Below are 20,641 nucleotides of genomic sequence, written 5' to 3' on the forward strand. Positions count from 1 at the left end.
TTACATAGGCTTCCCCCCGAAATGATGGACATCAACGAGATTCGCGAATACCTGCCTCACCGTTACCCGTTCCTGCTGGTGGACCGGGTAGTGGAGCTGGATACGGAAGGCAAGCGCATTCGCGCCTACAAGAATGTCAGCATCAACGAACCGTTCTTCAATGGTCACTTCCCTGCGCATCCGATCATGCCGGGCGTGCTGATCATCGAAGCCATGGCTCAGGCTGCCGGGATCCTCGGTTTCAAGATGCTTGACGTGAAACCGGCCGACGGCACCCTTTACTACTTCGTCGGCTCCGACAAGCTGCGCTTCCGCCAGCCAGTGCTGCCGGGTGATCAGTTGATCCTCGAAGCCAAGTTCATCAGCTGCAAGCGTCAGATCTGGAAGTTCGAATGCCAGGCTTCGGTCGATGGCAAACCGGTCTGCTCGGCTGAAATCATCTGTGCGGAACGCAAGCTATGAGTTTGATTGACCCTCGCGCAATCATCGATCCGTCGGCCGTCATGGCTGATGGCGTCGAGGTCGGCCCGTGGTCGATCATCGGTGCAGGTGTGGAAATCGGCGAGGGTACGGTCATCGGGCCACACGTGATCCTCAAAGGTCCGACCCGTATCGGCAAGCACAATCGCATCTACCAGTTTTCCTCGGTAGGCGAAGACACGCCGGATCTGAAATACAAGGGCGAAGAAACTCGCCTGGTGATCGGTGACCACAACGTCATCCGCGAAGGCGTGACGATTCACCGTGGCACCGTTCAGGATCGTTCCGAAACGACCCTGGGTGATCACAACCTGATCATGGCCTATGCCCACATCGGACATGACAGCGTCATCGGCAACCACTGCATCCTGGTCAACAACACCGCGCTGGCCGGCCATGTGCACGTTGATGACTGGGCGATCCTGTCCGGTTTCACCCTGGTGCATCAGTATTGCCACATTGGCGCCCACAGCTTTTCCGGCATGGGCACGGCCATTGGTAAGGACGTTCCGGCGTTCGTTACCGTATTCGGCAACCCGGCCGAAGCGCGCAGCATGAACTTCGAGGGCATGCGCCGTCGCGGTTTCAGCGAAGACGCCATTCACGCTCTGCGCCGTGCGTACAAGACGGTGTATCGCCAGGGGCTGACCGTCGAACAGGCGCTGGCCGAACTGGCCGAGCCGTCCGCACAGTTCCCGGAAGTCGCGATATTCCGTGACTCCATCCAGTCGTCGACCCGCGGCATCACCCGCTGACCATGGCCAATCTGCGTATTGCGCTGGTGGCGGGGGAGGCTTCCGGTGACATTCTGGGCGCCGGTCTGATGCGCGCCCTCAAGGCACAGCATCCTGCGGTGGAGTTCATTGGTGTCGGCGGTCCGCTGATGCAGGCCGAAGGCCTGACCTCGTATTTTCCGATGGAGCGTCTGTCGGTGATGGGGCTGGTGGAAGTCCTGGGACGCTTGCGTGAATTGCTTAAGCGTCGCAAGGACCTGATCGCCACGCTTATCGCTGAAAAGCCGGATGTATTCATCGGCATCGACGCACCGGACTTCAACCTCAATATCGAACTCAAGCTGCGTCAGGCCGGAATCAAGACCGTGCACTACGTCAGCCCTTCGGTGTGGGCGTGGCGGCAGAAGCGGGTCCTGAAGATCCGCGAGGGCTGCGACCTGATGCTCACGCTCCTGCCGTTCGAAGCCAGATTCTACGAAGAGAAGGGCGTGCCGGTGCGGTTCGTCGGCCATACGCTGGCCGACACCATTCCACTGGAGGCCGATCGCTCTGCTGCGCGGGCCGAACTCGGTCTGCCGGACGGCCCGCTGGTGGCTTTGATGCCCGGCAGCCGCGGCGGCGAAGTCAGTCGTCTGGGTGCGCTGTTCCTTGATACCGCCCAGCGCCTGCGTGCCATGCGTCCGGGGGTGCGTTTCGTCATACCGTGCGCCAACCCCGAGCGTCGTGCCCAGCTCGAAGAGCTGCTGGCCGGCCGCGACCTGCCGGTGACCTTGCTCGATGGCAAATCGCATCTGGCGCTGGCGGCTTGCAACGCGGTTCTGATTGCGTCCGGTACTGCAACGCTGGAAGCGCTGCTGTACAAGCGTCCGATGGTCGTGGCGTACCGTCTTGCGCCGCTGACGTTCTGGATTCTCAAGCGCATGGTCAAGAGCCCTTACGTCTCCCTGCCGAACCTGCTTGCCCAGCGACTGCTGGTCCCGGAGTTGTTGCAGGATGATGCGACTGTCGAGGCTCTTGCCCAGACCTTGTCGCCGTTGATCGACGGTGGTGAAGAGCAGACCCGCGGCTTCGACGAGATCCATCGCACTCTGCGCTTGGACGCTTCCAATCAGGCGGCTGACGCCGTTCTGAACCTGATCGGGCAAACACGATGAGCAAGACAAGCATGCAGATGGGCCTGGATTTCACCCTGGTCGCCGAAGTTGAAGAACTGGTGGCCGGCGTCGATGAAGTCGGTCGCGGCCCGTTGTGCGGCGCGGTCGTCACCGCAGCGGTGATCCTCGATCCAAACCGCCCGATTCTCGGCCTCAACGATTCGAAAAAGCTGACTGAAGCCAAGCGCGAAAAGCTCTACGACGAAATCTGCGAGAAGGCGCTCAGCTGGTGCATCGCCCGCGCCGAAGTCGAAGAGATCGACGAGCTGAACATCCTTCACGCCACCATGCTGGCGATGCAGCGCGCTGTCGCTGGCCTGCACATCCAGCCGAAACTGGCGATGATCGACGGCAACCGCTGCCCGAAACTGCCGATGCGTTCCGAAGCGGTGGTCAAGGGCGACAGCAAGGTTCCAGCGATTGCAGCAGCCTCGATTCTGGCCAAGGTCAGCCGCGACCGCGAGATGGCGGCGTTCGAATTGATCTACCCGGGTTACGGCATCGGCGGCCACAAAGGCTACCCGACGCCCGTTCATCTGGAAGCGCTGGTGCGCCTGGGGCCGACGCCGATTCACCGGCGTTCTTTTGCCCCGGTTCGGCAGGCTTATGAAGCGATGGAAAGCCTGACGCCGGTTTAGCGGCAAGGCTGATGTTTTGTTCGGGGCCCGGTACAATCCGGGCCTTGTTGTCTCTATGTAACTGGACAGGATCACTATGCCGGCTTCATTCGTTCATCTACGCCTGCACACTGAATACTCCCTGGTCGACGGGCTGGTGCGGATCAAGCCGCTGGTCAAGGCCCTGACCGGCATGGGCATGCCGGCCGTTGCGGTGACCGACCAGAACAACATGTGTTCGCTGGTCAAATTCTATAAAAACACCATGGGCGCGGGGATCAAGCCGATCTGCGGCGCCGACCTGTGGCTGTCGAACAAGGACCCCGATGGTCCGCTGAGCCGCCTCAGCCTGCTGGTCATGAATGCCCAGGGCTACCGCAACCTGACCGAGCTGATTTCCCGTGGCTTCATCGAAGGTCAGCGTAACGGCATGATCATCATCGAGCGTGAATGGGTCGCCGAGGCCAACGAAGGCCTGATCATGCTGTCCGCCGCCAAAGAAGGCGAGATCGGCATGGCCATGATCGGCGGCAACCCCGCTGAAGCCGAAACCCTGGCGCGTGAATGGATGGCGGTGTTCCCGGATCGTTTCTATCTGGAAGTCCAGCGCACCAACCGTCCGAACGACGAAGAGCAACTGCACGGCGCGGTGGCCCTGGCCGACAAGCTCGGTGCGCCGCTGGTTGCCACCAACGATGTGCGCTTCATCAAGCAGGAAGACTTCGCCGCTCACGAAACCCGCGTCTGCATCGGTGAGGGCCGCGCCCTCGACGACCCGCGGCGTTCGAAGAACTACAGCGATCAGCAGTACCTGAAAAGCGCCGAGGAAATGGCCGAGTTGTTCAGCGACTTGCCGGATGCGGTGGAAAACACCGTCGAGATCGCCAAGCGCTGCAACATCGACGTGAAGCTGGGCAAGCACTTCCTGCCCGACTATCCGATTCCCGATGGCATGACCATCGACGAGTATTTCCGCAAGGTGTCGTTCGATGGTCTGGAAGACCGCCTCAGCGTGCTGCTGCCCAAGGACACCACCGAGGACTACGAGGCCAAGCGTCAGGTCTATGTCGACCGGCTGAATTTCGAGCTGGATATCATCATCCAGATGGGGTTCCCCGGTTACTTCCTGATCGTGATGGACTTTATCCAGTGGGCCAAGAACAACGGCGTGCCGGTAGGCCCTGGCCGGGGGTCGGGTGCCGGATCGCTGGTGGCCTATGTGCAGAAGATCACCGACCTCGACCCGCTGGAATATGACCTGCTGTTCGAACGTTTCCTCAACCCGGAACGGGTATCCATGCCCGACTTCGACGTCGACTTCTGCATGGACGGCCGCGACCGGGTAATCGATTACGTGGCCGAAAAGTACGGCCGCAACGCCGTAAGCCAGATCATCACCTTCGGTTCCATGGCGGCCAAGGCTGTGGTGCGGGACGTGGCGCGGGCCCAGGGCAAGTCGTTCGGCCTGGCGGATCGCCTGTCGAAGATGATCCCGTTCGAAGTCGGCATGACCCTGGAAAAAGCCTACGAGCAGGAAGAAATCCTGCGCGACTTCATCAAGGTCGATGAAGAAGCGGCGGAAATCTGGGAGATGGCGCGCAAGCTCGAAGGCGTGGTGCGTAACGTCGGTAAACACGCCGGTGGTGTGGTCATCGCGCCGACCAAGCTGACCGACTTCTCGCCGATCTATTGCGACGAGGCCGGCGACGGCCTGGTAACCCAGTTCGACAAGGACGATGTGGAGGCGGCCGGTCTGGTGAAGTTCGACTTCCTCGGCCTGCGGACCCTGACGATCATCGACTGGGCGCTGAAAACCATCAACCGCGACCGCGCCAAGGTCAACGAACCGCCGCTGGACATCGCGTTCATCCCGCTGGATGACAAGCCGACTTATCAGCTGCTGCAAAAAGCTGAAACCACGGCGGTGTTCCAGCTTGAATCCCGGGGCATGAAAGAGCTGATCAAAAAGCTCAAGCCCGACTGCCTCGAAGACTTGATCGCACTGGTGGCCCTGTTCCGTCCGGGCCCGCTGCAGTCCGGCATGGTGGATGACTTCATCAACCGTAAGCACGGTCGCGCAGAACTTGCTTATCCGCACCCGGATTACCAGTACGAAGGTTTGCAGCCGGTACTGGCGCCGACGTACGGCATCATCCTGTACCAGGAACAGGTGATGCAGATCGCCCAGGTCATGGCCGGTTATACCCTCGGTGGTGCGGACATGCTGCGCCGGGCGATGGGTAAGAAGAAACCCGAGGAAATGGCCAAGCAGCGCGGCGGTTTCATTGAGGGTTGTGCGTCGAACAATATCGACGCGGACCTGGCCGGTAACATTTTCGACCTGGTAGAGAAATTCGCCGGTTACGGCTTCAACAAATCCCACTCCGCCGCCTACGGCCTGGTGTCGTACCAGACTGCCTGGCTGAAAGCCCACTACCCGGCGCCGTTCATGGCCGCGGTACTCTCGGCGGATATGCACAACACCGACAAGGTCGTGACCTTGATCGAGGAAGTGCGCACGATGAAGCTGCGCCTCGACGCGCCGGACGTGAACACTTCGGAGTTCAAGTTCACGGTGAACGACGAAGGCCGCATCGTGTATGGCCTGGGCGCGATCAAAGGCGTCGGCGAAGGCCCGGTGGAAGCGATCACCGAGGCCCGTCAGGCCGGTCCGTTCAAGGATCTGTTCGACTTCTGCGCCCGGGTCGACCTCAAGCGCATCAACAAGCGCACGCTGGACGGTCTGATCCGCAGCGGCGCGCTGGATCGCCTCGGCCCGTACTTCCACGACGAGCAAAAGGCGTATCAGGCCAACATCGACCGCAACCGCGCCGTGCTGCTGGCGGCGATGGAAGAGGCGATCAAGTCGGCCGAGCAGACCGCGCGCACCCGTGACAGCGGTCACGCCGACCTGTTCGGTGGGCTGTTCGTCGAGGAAGACGCGGACGTTTACGCGATCCACCGCAAGGCGAAAGAACTGACCCTCAAGGAGCGGCTCAAAGGTGAAAAAGACACCTTGGGCCTGTACCTGACCGGTCACCCGATTGACGAGTACGAAGGTGAGATCCGCCGTTTCGCCCGTCAGCGCATCATCGACCTGAAACCGGCCCGGGATACCCAGACCGTGGCGGGGATGATCATCGCCCTGCGGGTGATGAAGAACAAAAAGGGCGACAAGATGGGCTTCATCACCCTCGACGACCGCTCCGGGCGGATCGAGGCGTCGCTGTTTGCCGATGCGTTCCACTCCGCGCAATCGCTGCTGCAGACCGATGCGATGGTGGTGGTCGAAGGTGAGGTCAGCAACGATGACTTCTCCGGTGGCCTGCGGCTTCGGGTCAAGCGGGTGATGAGCATGGAAGATGCGCGCACCAATCTTGCCGAGAGCCTGCGTCTGAAGTTGCAGACCCAGGATTTGAAAGGCGATCAGCTACGCTGGTTGGGTGATTTGCTCAAGCGTCATCGCGGGGCGTGCCCGATCACCATGGAATACACCAGCCCGGATGCGAAGACCTTGCTGCAGTTTGGCGAGACCTGGCGGATCGACCCGGCGGATGCCTTGATTCAAGCCCTGCGTGACCAGTTCGGGCGAGACAACGTCTTCCTCCAATACCGTTGACCGGCAGGTGCCATCAAAGCGCCTGCCCACAACCTGAATTTTTAATCTCGACCTCAGCGCGCCTCTCCCTTAAGGTAGGGCGCGAATAGACAACCGGCCGGCCCAAGCTCACTTGGGACACGACCCAAGACGGACGCCTATGAACCCGAATTTTCTAGATTTCGAACAGCCGATCGCCGACCTGCAAGCCAAGATCGAAGAGTTGCGCTTGGTCGGTAATGACAATTCGCTGAATATCGGCGATGAGATCTCCCGCCTGCAGGACAAGAGCAAGACGCTGACCGAGGACATCTTCGGCAAGCTGACCAGCTGGCAGATCGCACGTCTGGCACGTCACCCGAAACGTCCTTACACCCTGGACTACATCGACCACATCTTCACCGAGTTCGACGAACTGCACGGTGACCGTCACTTCTCCGACGACGCGGCCATTGTGGGCGGCGTGGCACGTCTGGAAGACCAGCCAGTGATGGTGATCGGCCACCAGAAGGGCCGTGAAGTGCGTGAAAAGGTACGCCGCAACTTCGGCATGCCGCGTCCGGAAGGCTACCGCAAGGCTTGTCGCCTGATGGAAATGGCCGAGCGTTTCAAGATGCCGATCCTGACTTTCATCGACACCCCGGGTGCCTACCCTGGCATCGACGCCGAAGAGCGTAACCAGAGCGAAGCGATCGCCTGGAACCTGCGTGTCATGGCTCGCCTGAAAACCCCGATCATCGCAACCGTGATTGGTGAAGGCGGTTCCGGCGGTGCGCTGGCAATCGGCGTGTGCGACCAGCTGAACATGCTGCAGTACTCGACCTACGCGGTGATCTCGCCGGAAGGTTGCGCTTCGATTCTGTGGAAAACCGCAGAGAAGGCGCCGGATGCTGCTGAAGCGATGGGCATCACTGCCGAGCGCCTGAAAGGCCTGGGCATTGTCGACAAGGTGATCAGCGAGCCTCTGGGCGGCGCTCACCGTGATCCGGCTGCGGCCGCCGCCTCGATCCGCGCCGAGTTGAGCTCGCAACTGGCGATGTTGAAGAAGTTCGACAACGAAGCGCTGCTCAAGCGTCGTTACGATCGTCTGATGAGCTACGGTCTCTAAGTCGAGCCGTTTCGGCCATCGATACAAAACACTGTGGGAGCGGGCTTGCCCGCGAATGCGATGTAACATTCAACGACTGTGTTGGCTGTTTCACCGCGTTCGCGAGCAAGCCCGCTCCCACATTTGGTTTGTGAAAAGGTAGAAAAATGGGTCAGCCCTCGATTGATTTGCCTTCCAGGCTTCTGCGCAATCTCAAGCCCTGGCTCGGTGCTTCCCATTGGCGCGTCGCCTTTTCCGGTGGCCTCGATTCCACCGTCCTGCTGCACCTCCTGGCCAATCTCGCCAAAACCCAATCTATTCCCGCGCTAAGCGCAATCCATGTCCATCACGGCCTCCAGTCTGTGGCTGACGCATGGCCGGCGCATTGTCAGGCTGTCTGCGATGAGCTGTCGGTGCCATTGCAAGTGGTGCGTGTGCAGGTGCAGCCGGGGGCGAGTGTGGAGCGGGCGGCGCGGGATTCGCGCTATGCAGCGTTCAGTGCGGCGACCCAGACCAATGATGTGTTGCTGACCGGGCAGCACCGCGACGATCAGGCCGAAACGCTGTTGTTCCGCCTGCTGCGTGGCGCCGGTGTGCGTGGGCTGTCCGGTATGCCGGTCACGCGAGCGCTGGGGCAGGGCTGTCTGGTTCGGCCGTTGCTCGACGTCACGCGGGCGGAGCTGGAGGCCTATGCGCACGACCATGGTCTGCGTTGGATCGAGGATCCGTCGAATCAGGATCGACAGTTCTCGCGCAATTATCTGCGCCATCAGGTCATGCCGCTGCTGACCGGTCGCTGGCCGCAGGCACATGCCAGCATGGCCCGCAGTGCGGCACATTTGCGTGAGGCGCAAGGTTTGCTCGATGAGCTGGCGCAGATTGATCTGGCTCAAGCGAGTTCATCCAGGAAGTTCGAGTGGTCGGGATTGCCGTCACTGGAATTCGCGGTCATCGCGGGGTTGTCCGATGCGCGCCAGCGCAATGCACTCAGTCACTGGCTTGAGCCGCTGACCCGACTGCCGGATACCGACCATTGGTCGGGTTGGACGGCCCTGCGTGATGCCGGCAACGATGCCTCACCCATCTGGCGTCTGGCGGATGGCGAGCTGCACCGAAGCGCTGGTCGCCTGTGGTGGCTCAGCGGACAATGGCTACGCGCACCAGTGGTCAGCGGCGACTGGCATGACCTGTCGTCAGCGCTACGCTTGCCCGATAACGGACGTGTCATGTTCATCGGCCAGACTCCCGCCGGGCCGCTGCACATCCGCTACCGGCAGGGCGGCGAGGTGATGGAACTGGCGGGTCGCGGCCATCGCGATCTCAAGCGCCTGCTAAATGAGCGCGCGGTGCCGGGTTCCGTGCGTGGCAGATTGCCGCTGCTGTTTCGCGGTGAAGAATTGCTCGCCGTGGCGAACCTGCCGGGGCTCGACGGCAATGCGCTGGAAGGCTGGCGATTGCATTGGCAGCCTTCGGACGAAGATCAAGGTTTGAGATGAAGGGGGCATTCCGGTAGACTACGCTCCCTTCTTGATACAACTTCTGTGGATTCGCCTGAATTGCAGGAGTTGCCGATTACCAAGCAGTCTTTGCTGGGCGATTCCAAAAAATGTGTAGCGAGCAACGTACCGGTGTTTTCACTTCCGGTCTGTCCCAACGCGGCGGTTTTTTTGAAAGGTGCACTGTGATTAATGCAGGTGATCGGGGGCTTCGGCCTTCCTTCGCTTTCCCCGGCGGCTCGGACCGCTTTAACGCAGACTTCTAGGGTTTTTCATGACGCGCTACATATTCGTCACGGGCGGTGTTGTTTCTTCTTTGGGGAAAGGCATTGCATCGGCTTCATTGGCGGCCATCCTGGAGGCGCGGGGGCTTAAGGTCACCATGCTGAAGCTGGATCCGTACATCAACGTCGACCCGGGCACCATGAGCCCGTTCCAGCACGGTGAAGTATTCGTCACCCACGACGGCGCCGAGACCGACCTGGACCTGGGCCACTACGAGCGGTTCATCCGCACGACCATGACCCAGAACAACAACTTCACCACCGGTCGTGTCTACGAACACGTGCTGCGCAAAGAGCGCCGTGGTGACTACCTGGGTGCAACCATCCAGGTGATTCCGCACATCACTGACGAAATCAAGCGTCGCATCATCAAGGGCGCCGGCGATGCCGACGTGGCCCTGGTGGAAATCGGCGGTACCGTTGGCGACATCGAATCGCAACCGTTCCTCGAAGCCATCCGCCAACTGCGTGTGGAAGTCGGTTCCAAGCGCGCGATGCTGATGCACCTGACCCTGGTTCCGTACATCGCCACCGCTGGCGAGACCAAGACCAAGCCGACCCAGCACTCGGTAAAAGAGCTGCGTTCGATCGGTCTGCAGCCAGACGTGCTGATCTGCCGCTCCGACCATCCGGTGGATGTGTCGTCGCGTCGCAAGATCGCGCTGTTCACCAACGTTGAAGAGCGTGCGGTGATCTCCCTGGAAGACGTCGACACCATCTACAAGATCCCGGCCGTGCTGCACGCTCAGGGTCTGGACGATTTCGTCGTCGAGCGTTTCGGCCTGCAATGCAATGGTGCCGACCTGTCCGAGTGGGAAAAGGTCGTCGATGCCAAGCTGAACCCGGAGCACGAAGTCACCATCGCGATGGTCGGCAAGTACATGGAACTGCTGGACGCCTACAAGTCGCTGATCGAAGCGATGAGTCACGCCGGCATCACCAACCGTACCAAGGTCAACCTGCGCTACATCGATTCCGAAGACATCGAGAACCAGGGCACCGCGCTGCTGGAAGGCGTCGACGCGATCCTCGTACCGGGCGGCTTCGGTCTGCGTGGCGTGGAAGGCAAGATCACTGCCGTTCAATACGCTCGCGAAAACAAGGTTCCATACCTGGGTATCTGCCTGGGCATGCAAGTGGCGGTCATCGAGTTCGCCCGTAACGTGCTGGGCTGGAAAGACGCCAACTCCACCGAGTTCGATCGTGCCAGCGGCCATCCGGTTGTCGGCCTGATCACCGAGTGGGAAGACGCCACCGGTGCAGTCGAAACCCGTACCGAAGCGTCCGACCTGGGCGGCACCATGCGCCTCGGCGCTCAGGAATGCCTGCTCGAAGCCGGCTCCATGGTGCACGACTGCTACGGCAAGGATGTGATTGTCGAGCGTCATCGTCACCGTTACGAAGTGAACAACAACCTGCTGCCGCAAATCATCGAGGCCGGCCTGAAGATTTCCGGTCGTTCTTCCGATGCTGCGCTGGTTGAAGTGGTCGAAGCTCCGGATCATCCATGGTTCGTCGCTTGCCAGTTCCACCCTGAGTTCACCTCGACGCCACGCGATGGCCATCCGCTGTTCAGCGGCTTCGTCAAAGCGGCATTGGCTCAACACCAGAAGAAGGCGTAACCCCGATGGCACAGAAGATCATCCGCGTCGGCGACATCGAGATTGCCAACGACAAACCCATGGTGCTGTTCGGCGGCATGAACGTGCTGGAAAGCCGTGACATGGCCATGCAGGTTTGCGAAGAGTACGTGAAGGTCACCGAAAAACTCGGTATCCCGTACGTGTTCAAGGCCAGCTTCGACAAGGCCAACCGTTCTTCTGTGACCTCCTATCGCGGTCCTGGCCTGGAAGAGGGCATACGCATCTTCCAGGACATCAAACAAGCCTTTGGCGTGCCGATCATCACCGACGTCCACGAGCCTGACCAGGCCGCGGTCGTCGCCGAGGTCTGCGACATCATCCAGCTGCCGGCCTTCCTGTCGCGTCAGACTGATCTGGTCGTCGCGATGGCCAAGACCAATGCTGTCATCAACATCAAGAAAGCCCAGTTCCTCGCGCCTCAGGAAATGAAACACATCCTGAACAAGTGCGTGGAAGCGGGTAACGATCAGTTGATCCTCTGCGAGCGCGGTTCGAGCTTCGGCTACAACAACCTCGTGGTCGACATGCTCGGCTTCGGCATCATGAAGCAGTTCGAGTACCCGGTATTCTTCGACGTGACCCATTCGCTGCAAATGCCTGGCGGTCGTTCCGACTCCGCCGGCGGTCGCCGCGCCCAGGTCACCGACCTGGCCAAGGCTGGCATGAGCCAGTCGCTGGCGGGCCTGTTCCTCGAAGCGCACCCGGATCCGGACAACGCCAAATGCGACGGCCCTTGCGCCTTGCGTCTGGACAAACTGGAGCCATTCCTGGCCCAGCTCAAAGCCCTGGACGAACTGGTGAAGAGTTTTCCGACGGTAGAAACCGCGTAAACCTCAATTCTCCGGTAAAGTACCGCACGATTTGTCGCTCATGCCCTCGGGTATGAGCGTTGTCGTCTGCAAGCTGCCCGCTGCACACCACTTGCCGACGGTCAAAAGATTTCCTCTAGCTGCGTCGTTTTCGTCAACTTTGGAGTGTTTACAACAATGGCAAAAATCGTCGACATCAAAGGTCGTGAAGTTCTCGACTCCCGTGGCAATCCCACCGTGGAAGCGGACGTGCTTCTCGACAACGGCATCATCGGCAGCGCTTGCGCGCCGTCCGGTGCATCCACTGGCTCGCGTGAAGCGCTCGAGCTGCGTGATGGCGACAAGAGCCGTTACCTGGGCAAGGGCGTGCTCAAGGCGGTAGCCAACATCAATGGTCCGATCCGCGATCTGCTGCTGGGCACCGACCCAAGCGACCAGAAAGCCCTGGATCACGCGATGATCAAGCTGGACGGTACTGAAAACAAAGCGACCCTGGGCGCCAACGCCATCCTCGCCGTGTCCCTGGCTGCGGCCAAGGCGGCTGCACAGGATCAGGACCTGCCGCTGTACGCTCACATCGCCAACCTGAACGGCACCCCGGGTGTGTACTCGATGCCGGTTCCGATGATGAACATCATCAACGGTGGCGAACACGCCGACAACAACGTCGACATCCAGGAATTCATGGTTCAGCCGGTTGGCGCCAAGTCTTTCTCGGAAGGTCTGCGCATGGGCACCGAGATTTTCCATCACCTGAAAGCTGTGCTGAAGGCCCGTGGCCTGAGCACTGCTGTCGGTGACGAAGGCGGTTTCGCACCGAACCTGGCTTCCAACGAAGACGCACTGAAAGTGATCTCCGAAGCTGTTGCCAACGCCGGTTACAAGCTGGGCACCGACGTGACCCTGGCTCTGGACTGCGCGGCCAGCGAATTCTTCGAAGACGGCAAGTACAACCTGTCCGGCGAAGGCCAGGTGTTCACCGCTGAAGGTTTCGCCGACTACCTGAAAGGTCTGACCGAGCGTTACCCGATCATCTCGATCGAAGACGGCCTGGACGAGTCCGACTGGGCTGGCTGGAAAATCCTCACCGACAAGATCGGCGAGAAGACCCAACTGGTAGGTGACGACCTGTTCGTGACCAACACCAAGATCCTGAAAGAAGGCATCGATAAAAAGATCGCCAACTCGATCCTGATCAAGTTCAACCAGATCGGCACCCTGACCGAAACCCTGGAAGCCATCCAGATGGCCAAGGCTGCCGGTTACACCGCCGTGATCTCGCACCGTTCGGGCGAAACCGAAGATTCGACCATTGCCGACCTGGCCGTGGGTACTTCGGCTGGCCAGATCAAGACCGGTTCGCTGTGCCGTTCCGACCGCGTTTCCAAGTACAACCAACTGCTGCGTATCGAAGAGCAGTTGAATGGCAAAGCCAAGTACAACGGTCGCTCCGAGTTTCGCGGTTAAGTTGTAGATGGTAAAAAGACACCGGATTGTGTCGGAAAAGTCGTGACAGCGATGGATTTGCCACTAATCTGATGCCTTATATGCACAAGCCTGGATTTTCCAGGCTTCGTGCTATCAGATGCTTCAAAGTTTTTGCGTGGCTGTCTTTTTTCACTGGATACCTGATATTCGATGCGCAGTCCTTACTGGTTGTTTCTCGTTTTGCTCTTGCTGCTGGCCGGTCTGCAGTACCGCCTGTGGGTGGGCAATGGCAGTCTGGCGCAAGTCGCCGAACTGAATCAGCAGATTGCTGATCAACACGCCGAGAACGAAGCCTTGCTGGAGCGCAACCGGGTGATGGACGCTGAAGTCAGCGAGTTGAAGAAAGGCATGGAGACCGTTGAAGAGCGGGCTCGTCACGAACTGGGCATGGTCAAGGACGGCGAAACCCTTTACCAGTTGGCCCAATGATCGATTCCCTGCCGGCCTTCTGGGCCGTGATTCCTGCCGCGGGCGTCGGTGCCCGTATGGCCGCGGACCGTCCCAAGCAATACCTGCAACTGGGCGGGCGCACAATTCTCGAACACAGCCTCGGCTGTTTCCTTGATCACCCGAGCCTCAAGGGGTTGGTGGTCAGTCTTGCTGTCGATGATCCTTATTGGCCGACCCTGGCCAGCGCCAGCGATCCGCGAATTCAACGGGTCGATGGTGGCGCTGAACGTTCGGGCTCGGTGCTCAATGCCTTGCTTCATCTGCACGCCCAAGGTGCCGACGACGAGGACTGGGTGCTGGTCCATGATGCGGCACGGCCCAATCTGAGCCGTTACGATCTCGACAAATTGCTCGCTGAGCTGGCAAACGATCCGGTCGGCGGCTTGCTGGCCGTACCAGCGAAGGACACCCTGAAACGGGTCGACAAGCATGGTCGAGTGGTGGAAACCGTGGATCGTAGCGTGATCTGGCAAGCCTATACGCCGCAGATGTTCCGCCTCGGTGCCTTGCATCGAGCTTTAGCGGACAGTCTGGTGGCGGATGCGATTATCACCGACGAAGCCTCGGCGATGGAGTGGGCCGGGTTGGCTCCGCGTCTGATCGAAGGCCGCGCGGACAATCTGAAAGTCACCCGCCCCGAAGACCTGGAATGGTTGCGCCAGCGCTGGGCCAACCGTCGTTAAATCCGGTACTCCGGCCGTTCGGCCAAACCTTTCTTGAGAAAATCCACCAGCTTGCGCACCTTCGGCGACAAGTGCCGTTGCTGCGGATACAGCGCCCACACCGCCGTATTCGGCGGTTGATGCGCCTCCAGCAAAGAGATCAACGCACCGCTGTGCAGGTGCTCCAGCACGTAATAGTCCGGTAACTGACACAGGCCGACGCCTTGCAGCGCCGCATCCAGTACCGCTTGCCCACTGTTGCAGCGCCAGTTTCCCTGAACCCGCTGGGAAAATTCCCGCCCGTTCTGTTCCAGCTGCCAGATATCCGAGCTGCCGATCAGGCAATTGTGCCGACCCAGTTCCGACAAACTGTGTGGGCGCCCGTACCGTTCCAGGTAAGAAGGCGACGCGCACAGATACATACGCCGCGGTGCAAGGCGAGTCGCCACCAGTCGGGAATCCTGAAGACGCCCAAGCCGAATCGCCAAGTCGAGGCCTTCATGCACCAGATCGAGTTGGCGGTTGGTCAGTTCAATGTCGATGCGCAGTTGCGGATAGTGCCCCATGAATCGCGTCACCAGCGGCACGATGAAGCGCTCGCCATAGGCCACGGCGCAGGTCATGCGCAGCATGCCTTTGGGTTCGCTGGTCAGGTCGCCGACCGCACGCAGTGCTTCTTCGCGACCATCCTGCAGACGCTGGCAATGTTGCAGGAAGGTCTGGCCGGCTTCGGTCAAGGTGACACGCCGGGTGCTGCGATACAGCAGTCGCGTCTGCAAACGCTCTTCCAGTCGTACGATTTGTCGACTGACATGCGAGGAAGAAACACCCAGGCGTTCGGCGGCGGCGGTGAACTGGCTGCATTCGGCAACGGCGACGAACTCGTCGATACCTTCCCAGCGGTTTTCGGACATCGGGATTATCCCTGTATGGCAATAATGTTTTGCTTTTGTCCGGATTATTCATCAAGCAGCGCTGGACTACACTCCCTGTCTGGTTTTTATTCAATGGATTCACTGGAGAGTCAGCATGATCAAGTCGCGCGCCGCCGTTGCCTTCGAGGCCAAAAAGCCGCTGGAAATCGTAGAAGTCGATGTCGCCATGCCCAAGGCCGGTGAAGTGTTGCTGCGCGTGGTGGCTTCCGGGGTTTGCCACACTGACGCTTACACCCTGTCCGGCGCTGACCCGGAAGGTATCTTCCCGTCGATCCTCGGCCACGAAGGTGGCGCCATCGTTGAAGCGATCGGCGAAGGCGTGACTTCCGTGGCCGTTGGCGACCACGTCATTCCGCTGTACACCCCGGAATGCGGCCAGTGCAAATTCTGTAAGTCGGGCAAGACCAACCTGTGTCAGGCCATTCGCGCCACTCAGGGCAAGGGCCTGATGCCGGACGGCACTTCGCGCTTTTCCTACAAGGGCCAAACGATTTTCCACTACATGGGTACCTCGACCTTCTCCGAGTACACCGTGCTGCCGGAAATTTCCGTGGCCAAGATTTCCAAGGATGCGCCGCTGGAAAAGGTCTGCCTGCTCGGTTGCGGCGTGACCACCGGTATTGGCGCAGTGATCAACACCGCCAAGGTGAAACCGGGTGACACCGTGGCCATCTTCGGTCTCGGCGGCATCGGTCTGTCGGCCGTGATTGGCGCAGTGAAGGCCAAGGCCGCGCGCATCATCGCCATCGACATCAACCCGGCCAAGTTCGAAATCGCCAAACAATTGGGTGCTACCGACTGCGTGAACCCGAAAGATTTCGATCGTCCGATCCAGGAAGTGATCGTCGACATGACCGACGGCGGCGTCGACTTCTCCTTCGAATGCATCGGCAATGTGCAACTGATGCGCGCAGCCCTCGAGTGCTGCCACAAAGGCTGGGGCGAGTCGGTCATTATCGGCGTGGCCGGTGCCGGCCAGGAAATCGCCACCCGTCCGTTCCAGTTGGTGACCGGTCGCGTCTGGCGCGGTTCGGCGTTCGGCGGCGTGCGTGGCCGTACCGAGCTGCCAAGCTATGTCGACATGGCGCAAAGCGGCGAAATCCCGCTGGATACTTTCATCACCCACACCATGGGCCTGGAAGACATCAACAAGGCCTTCGACCTGATGCACGAAGGCAAGAGCATCCGCACCGTCATTCATTTCTGATCAATCGCGATGCCCCGGCTGCCGATGTGCAGCCGTGGCAGTGTAGGAGTCCTACATGAGTCTGGAAAACATCTCCTGTCAGAAGAGTTTCGGCGGCTGGCACAAGCGCTATCGCCATCGCTCCGAGGTGCTGGGCTGCGACATGGTGTTCGCCGTGTACCTGCCGCCGCAGGCGGAGCAGGGCGGCAAGCTGCCGGTGCTGTACTGGCTGTCGGGCCTGACCTGCACGGACGAGAACTTCATGCAGAAGGCCGGCGCCATGCGCATGGCGGCCGAGCTCGGCCTGATCATCGTGGCGCCGGACACCAGCCCGCGCGGCCCGGATGTACCGGGTGATCCTGACGGGGCCTGGGATTTCGGTCTGGGTGCCGGGTTTTATCTGAATGCCACGCAGGAACCCTGGTCGCGGCATTATCGGATGCATGACTACGTCGTGCAGGAATTGCCTTCACTGGTTGAGGCGCATTTCCCGGCCTCGGACAAGCGCAGCATCAGCGGCCATTCCATGGGCGGTCACGGTGCGCTGGTCTGTGCGTTGCGCAATCCGGGGCGTTATCAGTCGGTGTCGGCGTTTTCACCGATCAACAATCCGATGGATTGCCCGTGGGGCCAGAAGGCGTTCTCCCGTTATCTGGGTGAAGACCGTTCGAAGTGGCGCGAGTGGGATGCCTGTGCGCTGATCGCCGAAGCTCAGGAGAAGCTGCCACTGCTGGTCGATCAGGGTGATCGCGACGATTTCCTCGCTACCCAACTCAAACCCGAAGCGCTGCAACAAGCGGCAAAACAAGCGGGTCATCCGCTGACGTTGCGCCTGCAACCGGGCTACGACCACAGCTATTTCTTCATCGCCAGCTTCATTGACGACCACTTGCAGCATCACGCACGCGCCCTGAAGGGTTAATGCAGGTAGAATCACGCCCTGACAAAATTCGGGGCGTTTTTTTATGCGTATTGGCCACGGCTATGATGTGCACCGTTTCGCTGAAGGCGATTTCATTACTCTGGGCGGCGTGCGAATCGCACACGGCTTCGGGCTGCTCGCTCACTCCGATGGTGACGTCCTGCTGCACGCCTTGAGCGATGCCTTGCTCGGCGCGGCTGCGCTCGGTGACATCGGCAAGCATTTCCCGGACACCGACCCGCAATTCAAGGGCGCCGACAGTCGTGTGCTGTTGCGTCATGTGGTCAGCCTGATCCACGCCAAAGGCTGGAAGGTCGGCAACGTCGACAACACCATCGTTGCCCAGGCACCGAAGATGGCTCCCCATATCGAATCGATGCGCGCGCTGATTGCCGCGGATCTGCAAGTAGAACTGGATCAAGTGAACGTGAAAGCCACCACCACCGAGAAGCTCGGCTTCGTTGGTCGCGAAGAAGGCATCGCCGTGCATTCCGTTGCCTTGTTGCTGCGCGCATGAACGAACTGCAACTGCTCGGCCCGCGCGCCTATGGCGATGCCCTCGGCACCGCGGTACTGAAAGCCATCGCCGAAGATTTCCAGGTCGATGAAGTCCTCGATATTCCGTTCAGCGGTGACGGCGAGCACCTTTGGATCTGGGTGGAAAAGCGTGGCCTGAATACGGAAGAGGCCGCGCGCCGTATCGCCAAGGCCGCCGGTGTGCCGCTGCGTACGGTGAGTTACGCCGGGCTGAAAGATCGTCAGGCGCTGACCCGTCAGTGGTTCAGCGTGCAACTACCGGGCAAGGCCGATCCGGATCTTTCGGCGGCGGAAAACGACACGCTGAAAATCCTCAGGACCACCCGCCACAAGCGCAAGTTGCAGCGCGGTGCGCATTCGGCCAACGGTTTCACGCTGCGCCTGACCCAGTTCAATGGCGATAAGGCCGCCATCGACGAGCGTCTGCAACTGATCGCCAAACAAGGCATCCCGAACTACTTCGGCGCCCAGCGTTTCGGCCACGACGGCGGCAACGTCGTCGATGCTCGTTCGTGGGCCGCGCGCAAGGCCCTGCCGGAACAGCGCAATGTGCGTTCGCGCCTGCTGTCGACCGCGCGCAGTTTTCTGTTCAATCAGGTGCTCGCAGCGCGGGTGGCCGATGGCACCTGGCAGCGCGCGCAGGTCGGCGATCTGCTGGCGTTTACCGACAGCCGCAGCTTTTTCCCGGCAGGTGAAGCCGAGTGTAGTGATCCGCGCCTGGCGATTCTCGACCTGCATCCGACCGGCCCGCAGTGGGGCGAAGGTGACTCGCCGGCGGCCGGGGTTGTCCATGATCTGGAGCAGGGGATTGCCGCACGCGAGGCGGATCTGCGCGATTGGTTGATTAATGCCGGTATGAGCCACGAACGTCGCATCCTGCGGCTGCCCATTGGCGGGTTGACGTGGCATTATCCCGAGCCTGACATTCTGCAACTGGAATTCGTCCTCCCGGCCGGATGCTTCGCCACCGTATTGGTGCGCGAACTCGTTGATCTGGTGCCGGTGGGGCAGACGGACAGCCCATGCGTATTCTGATTTCTAACGACGATGGGGTGACTGCGCCCGGTCTTGCCGCGCTTTATGCTGCGCTGGCGGATTACACCGAGTGCGTGGTTATCGCCCCGGAACAGGACAAGAGCGGTGCCAGCAGTTCGCTGACACTCGACCGTCCGCTGCACCCGCAATACCTGGCCAACGGTTTTATCAGCCTCAATGGCACGCCGACCGACTGCGTCCATCTGGGGCTCAACGGTTTGCTGGAACGCCAGCCGGACATGGTGGTTTCGGGTATCAACCTGGGCGCCAACCTGGGTGACGACGTGCTGTATTCCGGGACGGTGGCAGCGGCCCTCGAGGGCCGCTTTCTCGAGCGCCCGTCCTTTGCCTTCTCGCTGGTTTCGCGGCAGGTCGACAACTTGCCCACGGCCGCCTACTTTGCGCGCAAACTGGTCGAGGCCCACGCCGGGCTCGATTTGCCACCGCGCACGGTGTTGAACGTGAACATTCCGAATCTGCCGATCGATCACATTCGCGGCATTCAACTGACCCGTCTCGGCCATCGCGCCCGTGCGGCGGCACCGATGAAAGTCGTGGACCCGCGCGGCAAGGCCGGTTACTGGATCGCTGCAGCGGGTGACGCGGAAGACGGCGGGCCCGGCACCGATTTCCATGCGGTCATGCAGGGTTACGTATCCATCACTCCGTTGCAGCTCGATCGCACCTTCAATGATGCCTTCAGAAGTCTCGACGGCTGGCTGGAGGGTCTCAACTGATGGCTCGTGAACAAGACGACAGGCTGCGCAGCGGCATCGGGATGACGTCCCAGCGAACCCGAGAGCGCCTGATCCAGCGTCTGTACGAAGAGGGTGTTTCCAACGCCAGCGTACTGGAAGTGATCCGTCGCACCCCGCGACACCTGTTCGTCGATGAAGCGCTGGCGCACCGTGCCTATGAGGACACCGCGCTGCCGATCGGCAACAACCAGACCATTTCCCAGCCTTATATGGTGGCGCGCATGAGCGAGCTGCTGCTGGAGGCCGGGCCGCTGGATAAAGTACTGGAGATCGGCACCGGTTCCGGTTACCAGACGGCGGTGTTGTCGCAGCTCGTCGAGCGGGTGTTCTCGGTCGAGCGCATCAAGGTGCTGCAGGATCGGGCCAAGGAACGCCTGGTCGAGCTCAATCTGCGCAACGTGGTGTTTCGTTGGGGTGATGGCTGGGAAGGCTGGCCGGCGCTGGCGCCGTACAACGGCATTATCGTCACCGCTGTGGCGACCGATGTGCCTCAGGCTTTGCTGGATCAACTGGCACCGGGCGGGCGGATGGTAATCCCGGTCGGCTCGGGTGAAGTGCAGCAATTGATGCTGATCGTGCGCGAAGAAAACGGCTTCTCCCGACACGTTCTGGGCGCGGTGCGTTTCGTGCCATTGCTCAACGGTCCGCTGGCCTGAGCATTTGTTCGGGGCCGCTGAATTCCTGTCGAGCGCGCCTGTCTTACAGCGGCAGCGAGTGTTTAAACAGAATGGATCGTCTACAGGCAAACGTGTGCGCCGAGCGATAA

General features: G+C 60.5%; 19 protein-coding genes. 18 read left to right on the plus strand and 1 reads right to left on the minus strand.

Translation table 11 applies throughout. The annotated features are described in order from the left end of the window. The first annotated feature begins 21 nt into the window (after positions 1-21). The 12 genes from fabZ to ispD all read left to right on the plus strand — a co-directional run bounded on the left by fabZ (position 22) and on the right by ispD (position 14,523). Positions 22-462, plus strand: coding sequence for a 3-hydroxyacyl-ACP dehydratase FabZ (fabZ, locus tag QR290_RS06970; RefSeq protein ID WP_003222142.1), 441 nt, complete (start codon positions 22-24; stop codon positions 460-462). Beyond that, a complete protein-coding gene (gene lpxA, locus QR290_RS06975) occupies positions 459-1,235 on the plus strand; it encodes an acyl-ACP--UDP-N-acetylglucosamine O-acyltransferase (protein WP_289204595.1) in 777 nt (258 codons plus the stop codon). Before fabZ ends, lpxA begins: the two co-directional genes overlap by 4 nt. A 2-nt stretch (positions 1,236-1,237) precedes the next feature. Beyond that, positions 1,238-2,368 carry a lipid-A-disaccharide synthase gene (gene lpxB / locus QR290_RS06980; RefSeq protein WP_085697334.1) on the plus strand — a complete coding sequence of 377 codons (1,131 nt, stop codon included), beginning with the start codon at positions 1,238-1,240 and terminating at the stop codon, positions 2,366-2,368. Positions 2,369-2,379: 11 nt separating this feature from the next. Continuing rightward, entirely contained in the window at positions 2,380-3,006 is a 627-nt protein-coding gene (gene rnhB, locus QR290_RS06985; RefSeq protein WP_289205274.1) for a ribonuclease HII, read from the plus strand. A 76-nt stretch (positions 3,007-3,082) separates the two neighbouring features. Further along, a complete protein-coding gene (gene dnaE / locus QR290_RS06990; protein WP_289204596.1) occupies positions 3,083-6,604 on the plus strand; it encodes a DNA polymerase III subunit alpha in 3,522 nt (1,173 codons plus the stop codon). A 139-nt stretch (positions 6,605-6,743) separates the two neighbouring features. Then, positions 6,744-7,691, plus strand: a complete 948-nt coding sequence (locus tag QR290_RS06995; protein ID WP_064379018.1) for an acetyl-CoA carboxylase carboxyltransferase subunit alpha — start codon at positions 6,744-6,746, stop codon at positions 7,689-7,691. 146 nt (positions 7,692-7,837) lie between these two features. Beyond that, positions 7,838-9,166, plus strand: a complete 1,329-nt coding sequence (tilS, locus tag QR290_RS07000) for a tRNA lysidine(34) synthetase TilS (RefSeq protein ID WP_289204597.1) — start codon at positions 7,838-7,840, stop codon at positions 9,164-9,166. A gap of 274 nt (positions 9,167-9,440) precedes the next feature. Beyond that, on the plus strand, positions 9,441-11,072 hold the full coding sequence (locus QR290_RS07005; RefSeq protein WP_115076726.1) for a CTP synthase: 1,632 nt from the start codon (positions 9,441-9,443) through the stop codon (positions 11,070-11,072). A gap of 5 nt (positions 11,073-11,077) precedes the next feature. Continuing rightward, entirely contained in the window at positions 11,078-11,923 is an 846-nt protein-coding gene (gene kdsA / locus QR290_RS07010) for a 3-deoxy-8-phosphooctulonate synthase (protein WP_289204598.1), read from the plus strand. A gap of 156 nt (positions 11,924-12,079) precedes the next feature. Then, positions 12,080-13,369: a phosphopyruvate hydratase gene (gene eno / locus QR290_RS07015; protein ID WP_007954808.1), complete on the plus strand. Its 1,290-nt coding sequence runs from the start codon at positions 12,080-12,082 to the stop codon at positions 13,367-13,369. Positions 13,370-13,540: 171 nt separating this feature from the next. Beyond that, positions 13,541-13,819: a cell division protein FtsB gene (ftsB, locus tag QR290_RS07020; protein WP_003222158.1), complete on the plus strand. Its 279-nt coding sequence runs from the start codon at positions 13,541-13,543 to the stop codon at positions 13,817-13,819. Further along, positions 13,816-14,523 (plus strand): 2-C-methyl-D-erythritol 4-phosphate cytidylyltransferase, encoded by a 708-nt coding sequence (gene ispD / locus QR290_RS07025; protein WP_115076728.1) that lies wholly within the window; start codon positions 13,816-13,818, stop codon positions 14,521-14,523. The genes ftsB and ispD overlap by 4 nt, the downstream gene beginning before the upstream one ends. Here the strand turns inward: ispD and QR290_RS07030 are convergent. Then, positions 14,520-15,416 (minus strand): LysR substrate-binding domain-containing protein, encoded by an 897-nt coding sequence (locus QR290_RS07030; RefSeq protein WP_115076729.1) that lies wholly within the window; start codon positions 15,414-15,416, stop codon positions 14,520-14,522. The two genes, ispD and QR290_RS07030, sit on opposite strands and share 4 nt — an antisense overlap. A 115-nt stretch (positions 15,417-15,531) precedes the next feature. Between QR290_RS07030 and QR290_RS07035 the strand changes: the two genes are divergently transcribed. Genes QR290_RS07035 through QR290_RS07060 form a run of 6 tightly spaced genes read left to right on the plus strand, consistent with a single transcriptional unit; the run spans position 15,532 to position 20,531 of the window. Next, the gene (locus QR290_RS07035) at positions 15,532-16,644 is read left to right on the plus strand and encodes an S-(hydroxymethyl)glutathione dehydrogenase/class III alcohol dehydrogenase (RefSeq protein ID WP_115076730.1); all 1,113 of its coding nucleotides are present in this window, start codon (positions 15,532-15,534) and stop codon (positions 16,642-16,644) included. Positions 16,645-16,699: 55 nt separating this feature from the next. Beyond that, on the plus strand, positions 16,700-17,545 hold the full coding sequence (gene fghA, locus QR290_RS07040) for an S-formylglutathione hydrolase (RefSeq protein ID WP_115076731.1): 846 nt from the start codon (positions 16,700-16,702) through the stop codon (positions 17,543-17,545). Positions 17,546-17,588: 43 nt separating this feature from the next. Then, the gene (ispF, locus tag QR290_RS07045; RefSeq protein ID WP_007954821.1) at positions 17,589-18,062 is read left to right on the plus strand and encodes a 2-C-methyl-D-erythritol 2,4-cyclodiphosphate synthase; all 474 of its coding nucleotides are present in this window, start codon (positions 17,589-17,591) and stop codon (positions 18,060-18,062) included. Beyond that, positions 18,059-19,117: a tRNA pseudouridine(13) synthase TruD gene (truD, locus tag QR290_RS07050; protein WP_115076732.1), complete on the plus strand. Its 1,059-nt coding sequence runs from the start codon at positions 18,059-18,061 to the stop codon at positions 19,115-19,117. The genes ispF and truD overlap by 4 nt, the downstream gene beginning before the upstream one ends. Then, positions 19,105-19,854, plus strand: coding sequence for a 5'/3'-nucleotidase SurE (gene surE, locus QR290_RS07055; RefSeq protein WP_085748122.1), 750 nt, complete (start codon positions 19,105-19,107; stop codon positions 19,852-19,854). The genes truD and surE overlap by 13 nt, the downstream gene beginning before the upstream one ends. 41 nt (positions 19,855-19,895) lie before the next feature. After that, positions 19,896-20,531: a protein-L-isoaspartate(D-aspartate) O-methyltransferase gene (locus tag QR290_RS07060; protein ID WP_170844894.1), complete on the plus strand. Its 636-nt coding sequence runs from the start codon at positions 19,896-19,898 to the stop codon at positions 20,529-20,531. Positions 20,532-20,641 lie beyond the last annotated feature (110 nt).

The organism is Pseudomonas fluorescens, from assembly GCF_030344995.1.
GTDB lineage: Bacteria > Pseudomonadota > Gammaproteobacteria > Pseudomonadales > Pseudomonadaceae > Aquipseudomonas > Aquipseudomonas fluorescens_BF.

Coding starts and splice junctions, on each gene's coding strand:
- QR290_RS07005 (WP_115076726.1), top strand. CDS start 9,441: ATGACGCGCTACATATTCGTCACGGGCGGTGTTGTTTCTTCTTTGGGG.
- ispF (WP_007954821.1), top strand. CDS start 17,589: ATGCGTATTGGCCACGGCTATGATGTGCACCGTTTCGCTGAAGGCGAT.
- truD (WP_115076732.1), top strand. CDS start 18,059: ATGAACGAACTGCAACTGCTCGGCCCGCGCGCCTATGGCGATGCCCTC.
- kdsA (WP_289204598.1), top strand. CDS start 11,078: ATGGCACAGAAGATCATCCGCGTCGGCGACATCGAGATTGCCAACGAC.
- QR290_RS07030 (WP_115076729.1), bottom strand. CDS start 15,416: ATGTCCGAAAACCGCTGGGAAGGTATCGACGAGTTCGTCGCCGTTGCC.
- QR290_RS07060 (WP_170844894.1), top strand. CDS start 19,896: ATGACGTCCCAGCGAACCCGAGAGCGCCTGATCCAGCGTCTGTACGAA.
- lpxB (WP_085697334.1), top strand. CDS start 1,238: ATGGCCAATCTGCGTATTGCGCTGGTGGCGGGGGAGGCTTCCGGTGAC.
- eno (WP_007954808.1), top strand. CDS start 12,080: ATGGCAAAAATCGTCGACATCAAAGGTCGTGAAGTTCTCGACTCCCGT.
- ispD (WP_115076728.1), top strand. CDS start 13,816: ATGATCGATTCCCTGCCGGCCTTCTGGGCCGTGATTCCTGCCGCGGGC.
- QR290_RS06995 (WP_064379018.1), top strand. CDS start 6,744: ATGAACCCGAATTTTCTAGATTTCGAACAGCCGATCGCCGACCTGCAA.
- QR290_RS07035 (WP_115076730.1), top strand. CDS start 15,532: ATGATCAAGTCGCGCGCCGCCGTTGCCTTCGAGGCCAAAAAGCCGCTG.
- lpxA (WP_289204595.1), top strand. CDS start 459: ATGAGTTTGATTGACCCTCGCGCAATCATCGATCCGTCGGCCGTCATG.
- fabZ (WP_003222142.1), top strand. CDS start 22: ATGATGGACATCAACGAGATTCGCGAATACCTGCCTCACCGTTACCCG.
- tilS (WP_289204597.1), top strand. CDS start 7,838: ATGGGTCAGCCCTCGATTGATTTGCCTTCCAGGCTTCTGCGCAATCTC.
- dnaE (WP_289204596.1), top strand. CDS start 3,083: ATGCCGGCTTCATTCGTTCATCTACGCCTGCACACTGAATACTCCCTG.
- surE (WP_085748122.1), top strand. CDS start 19,105: ATGCGTATTCTGATTTCTAACGACGATGGGGTGACTGCGCCCGGTCTT.
- ftsB (WP_003222158.1), top strand. CDS start 13,541: ATGCGCAGTCCTTACTGGTTGTTTCTCGTTTTGCTCTTGCTGCTGGCC.
- rnhB (WP_289205274.1), top strand. CDS start 2,380: ATGCAGATGGGCCTGGATTTCACCCTGGTCGCCGAAGTTGAAGAACTG.
- fghA (WP_115076731.1), top strand. CDS start 16,700: ATGAGTCTGGAAAACATCTCCTGTCAGAAGAGTTTCGGCGGCTGGCAC.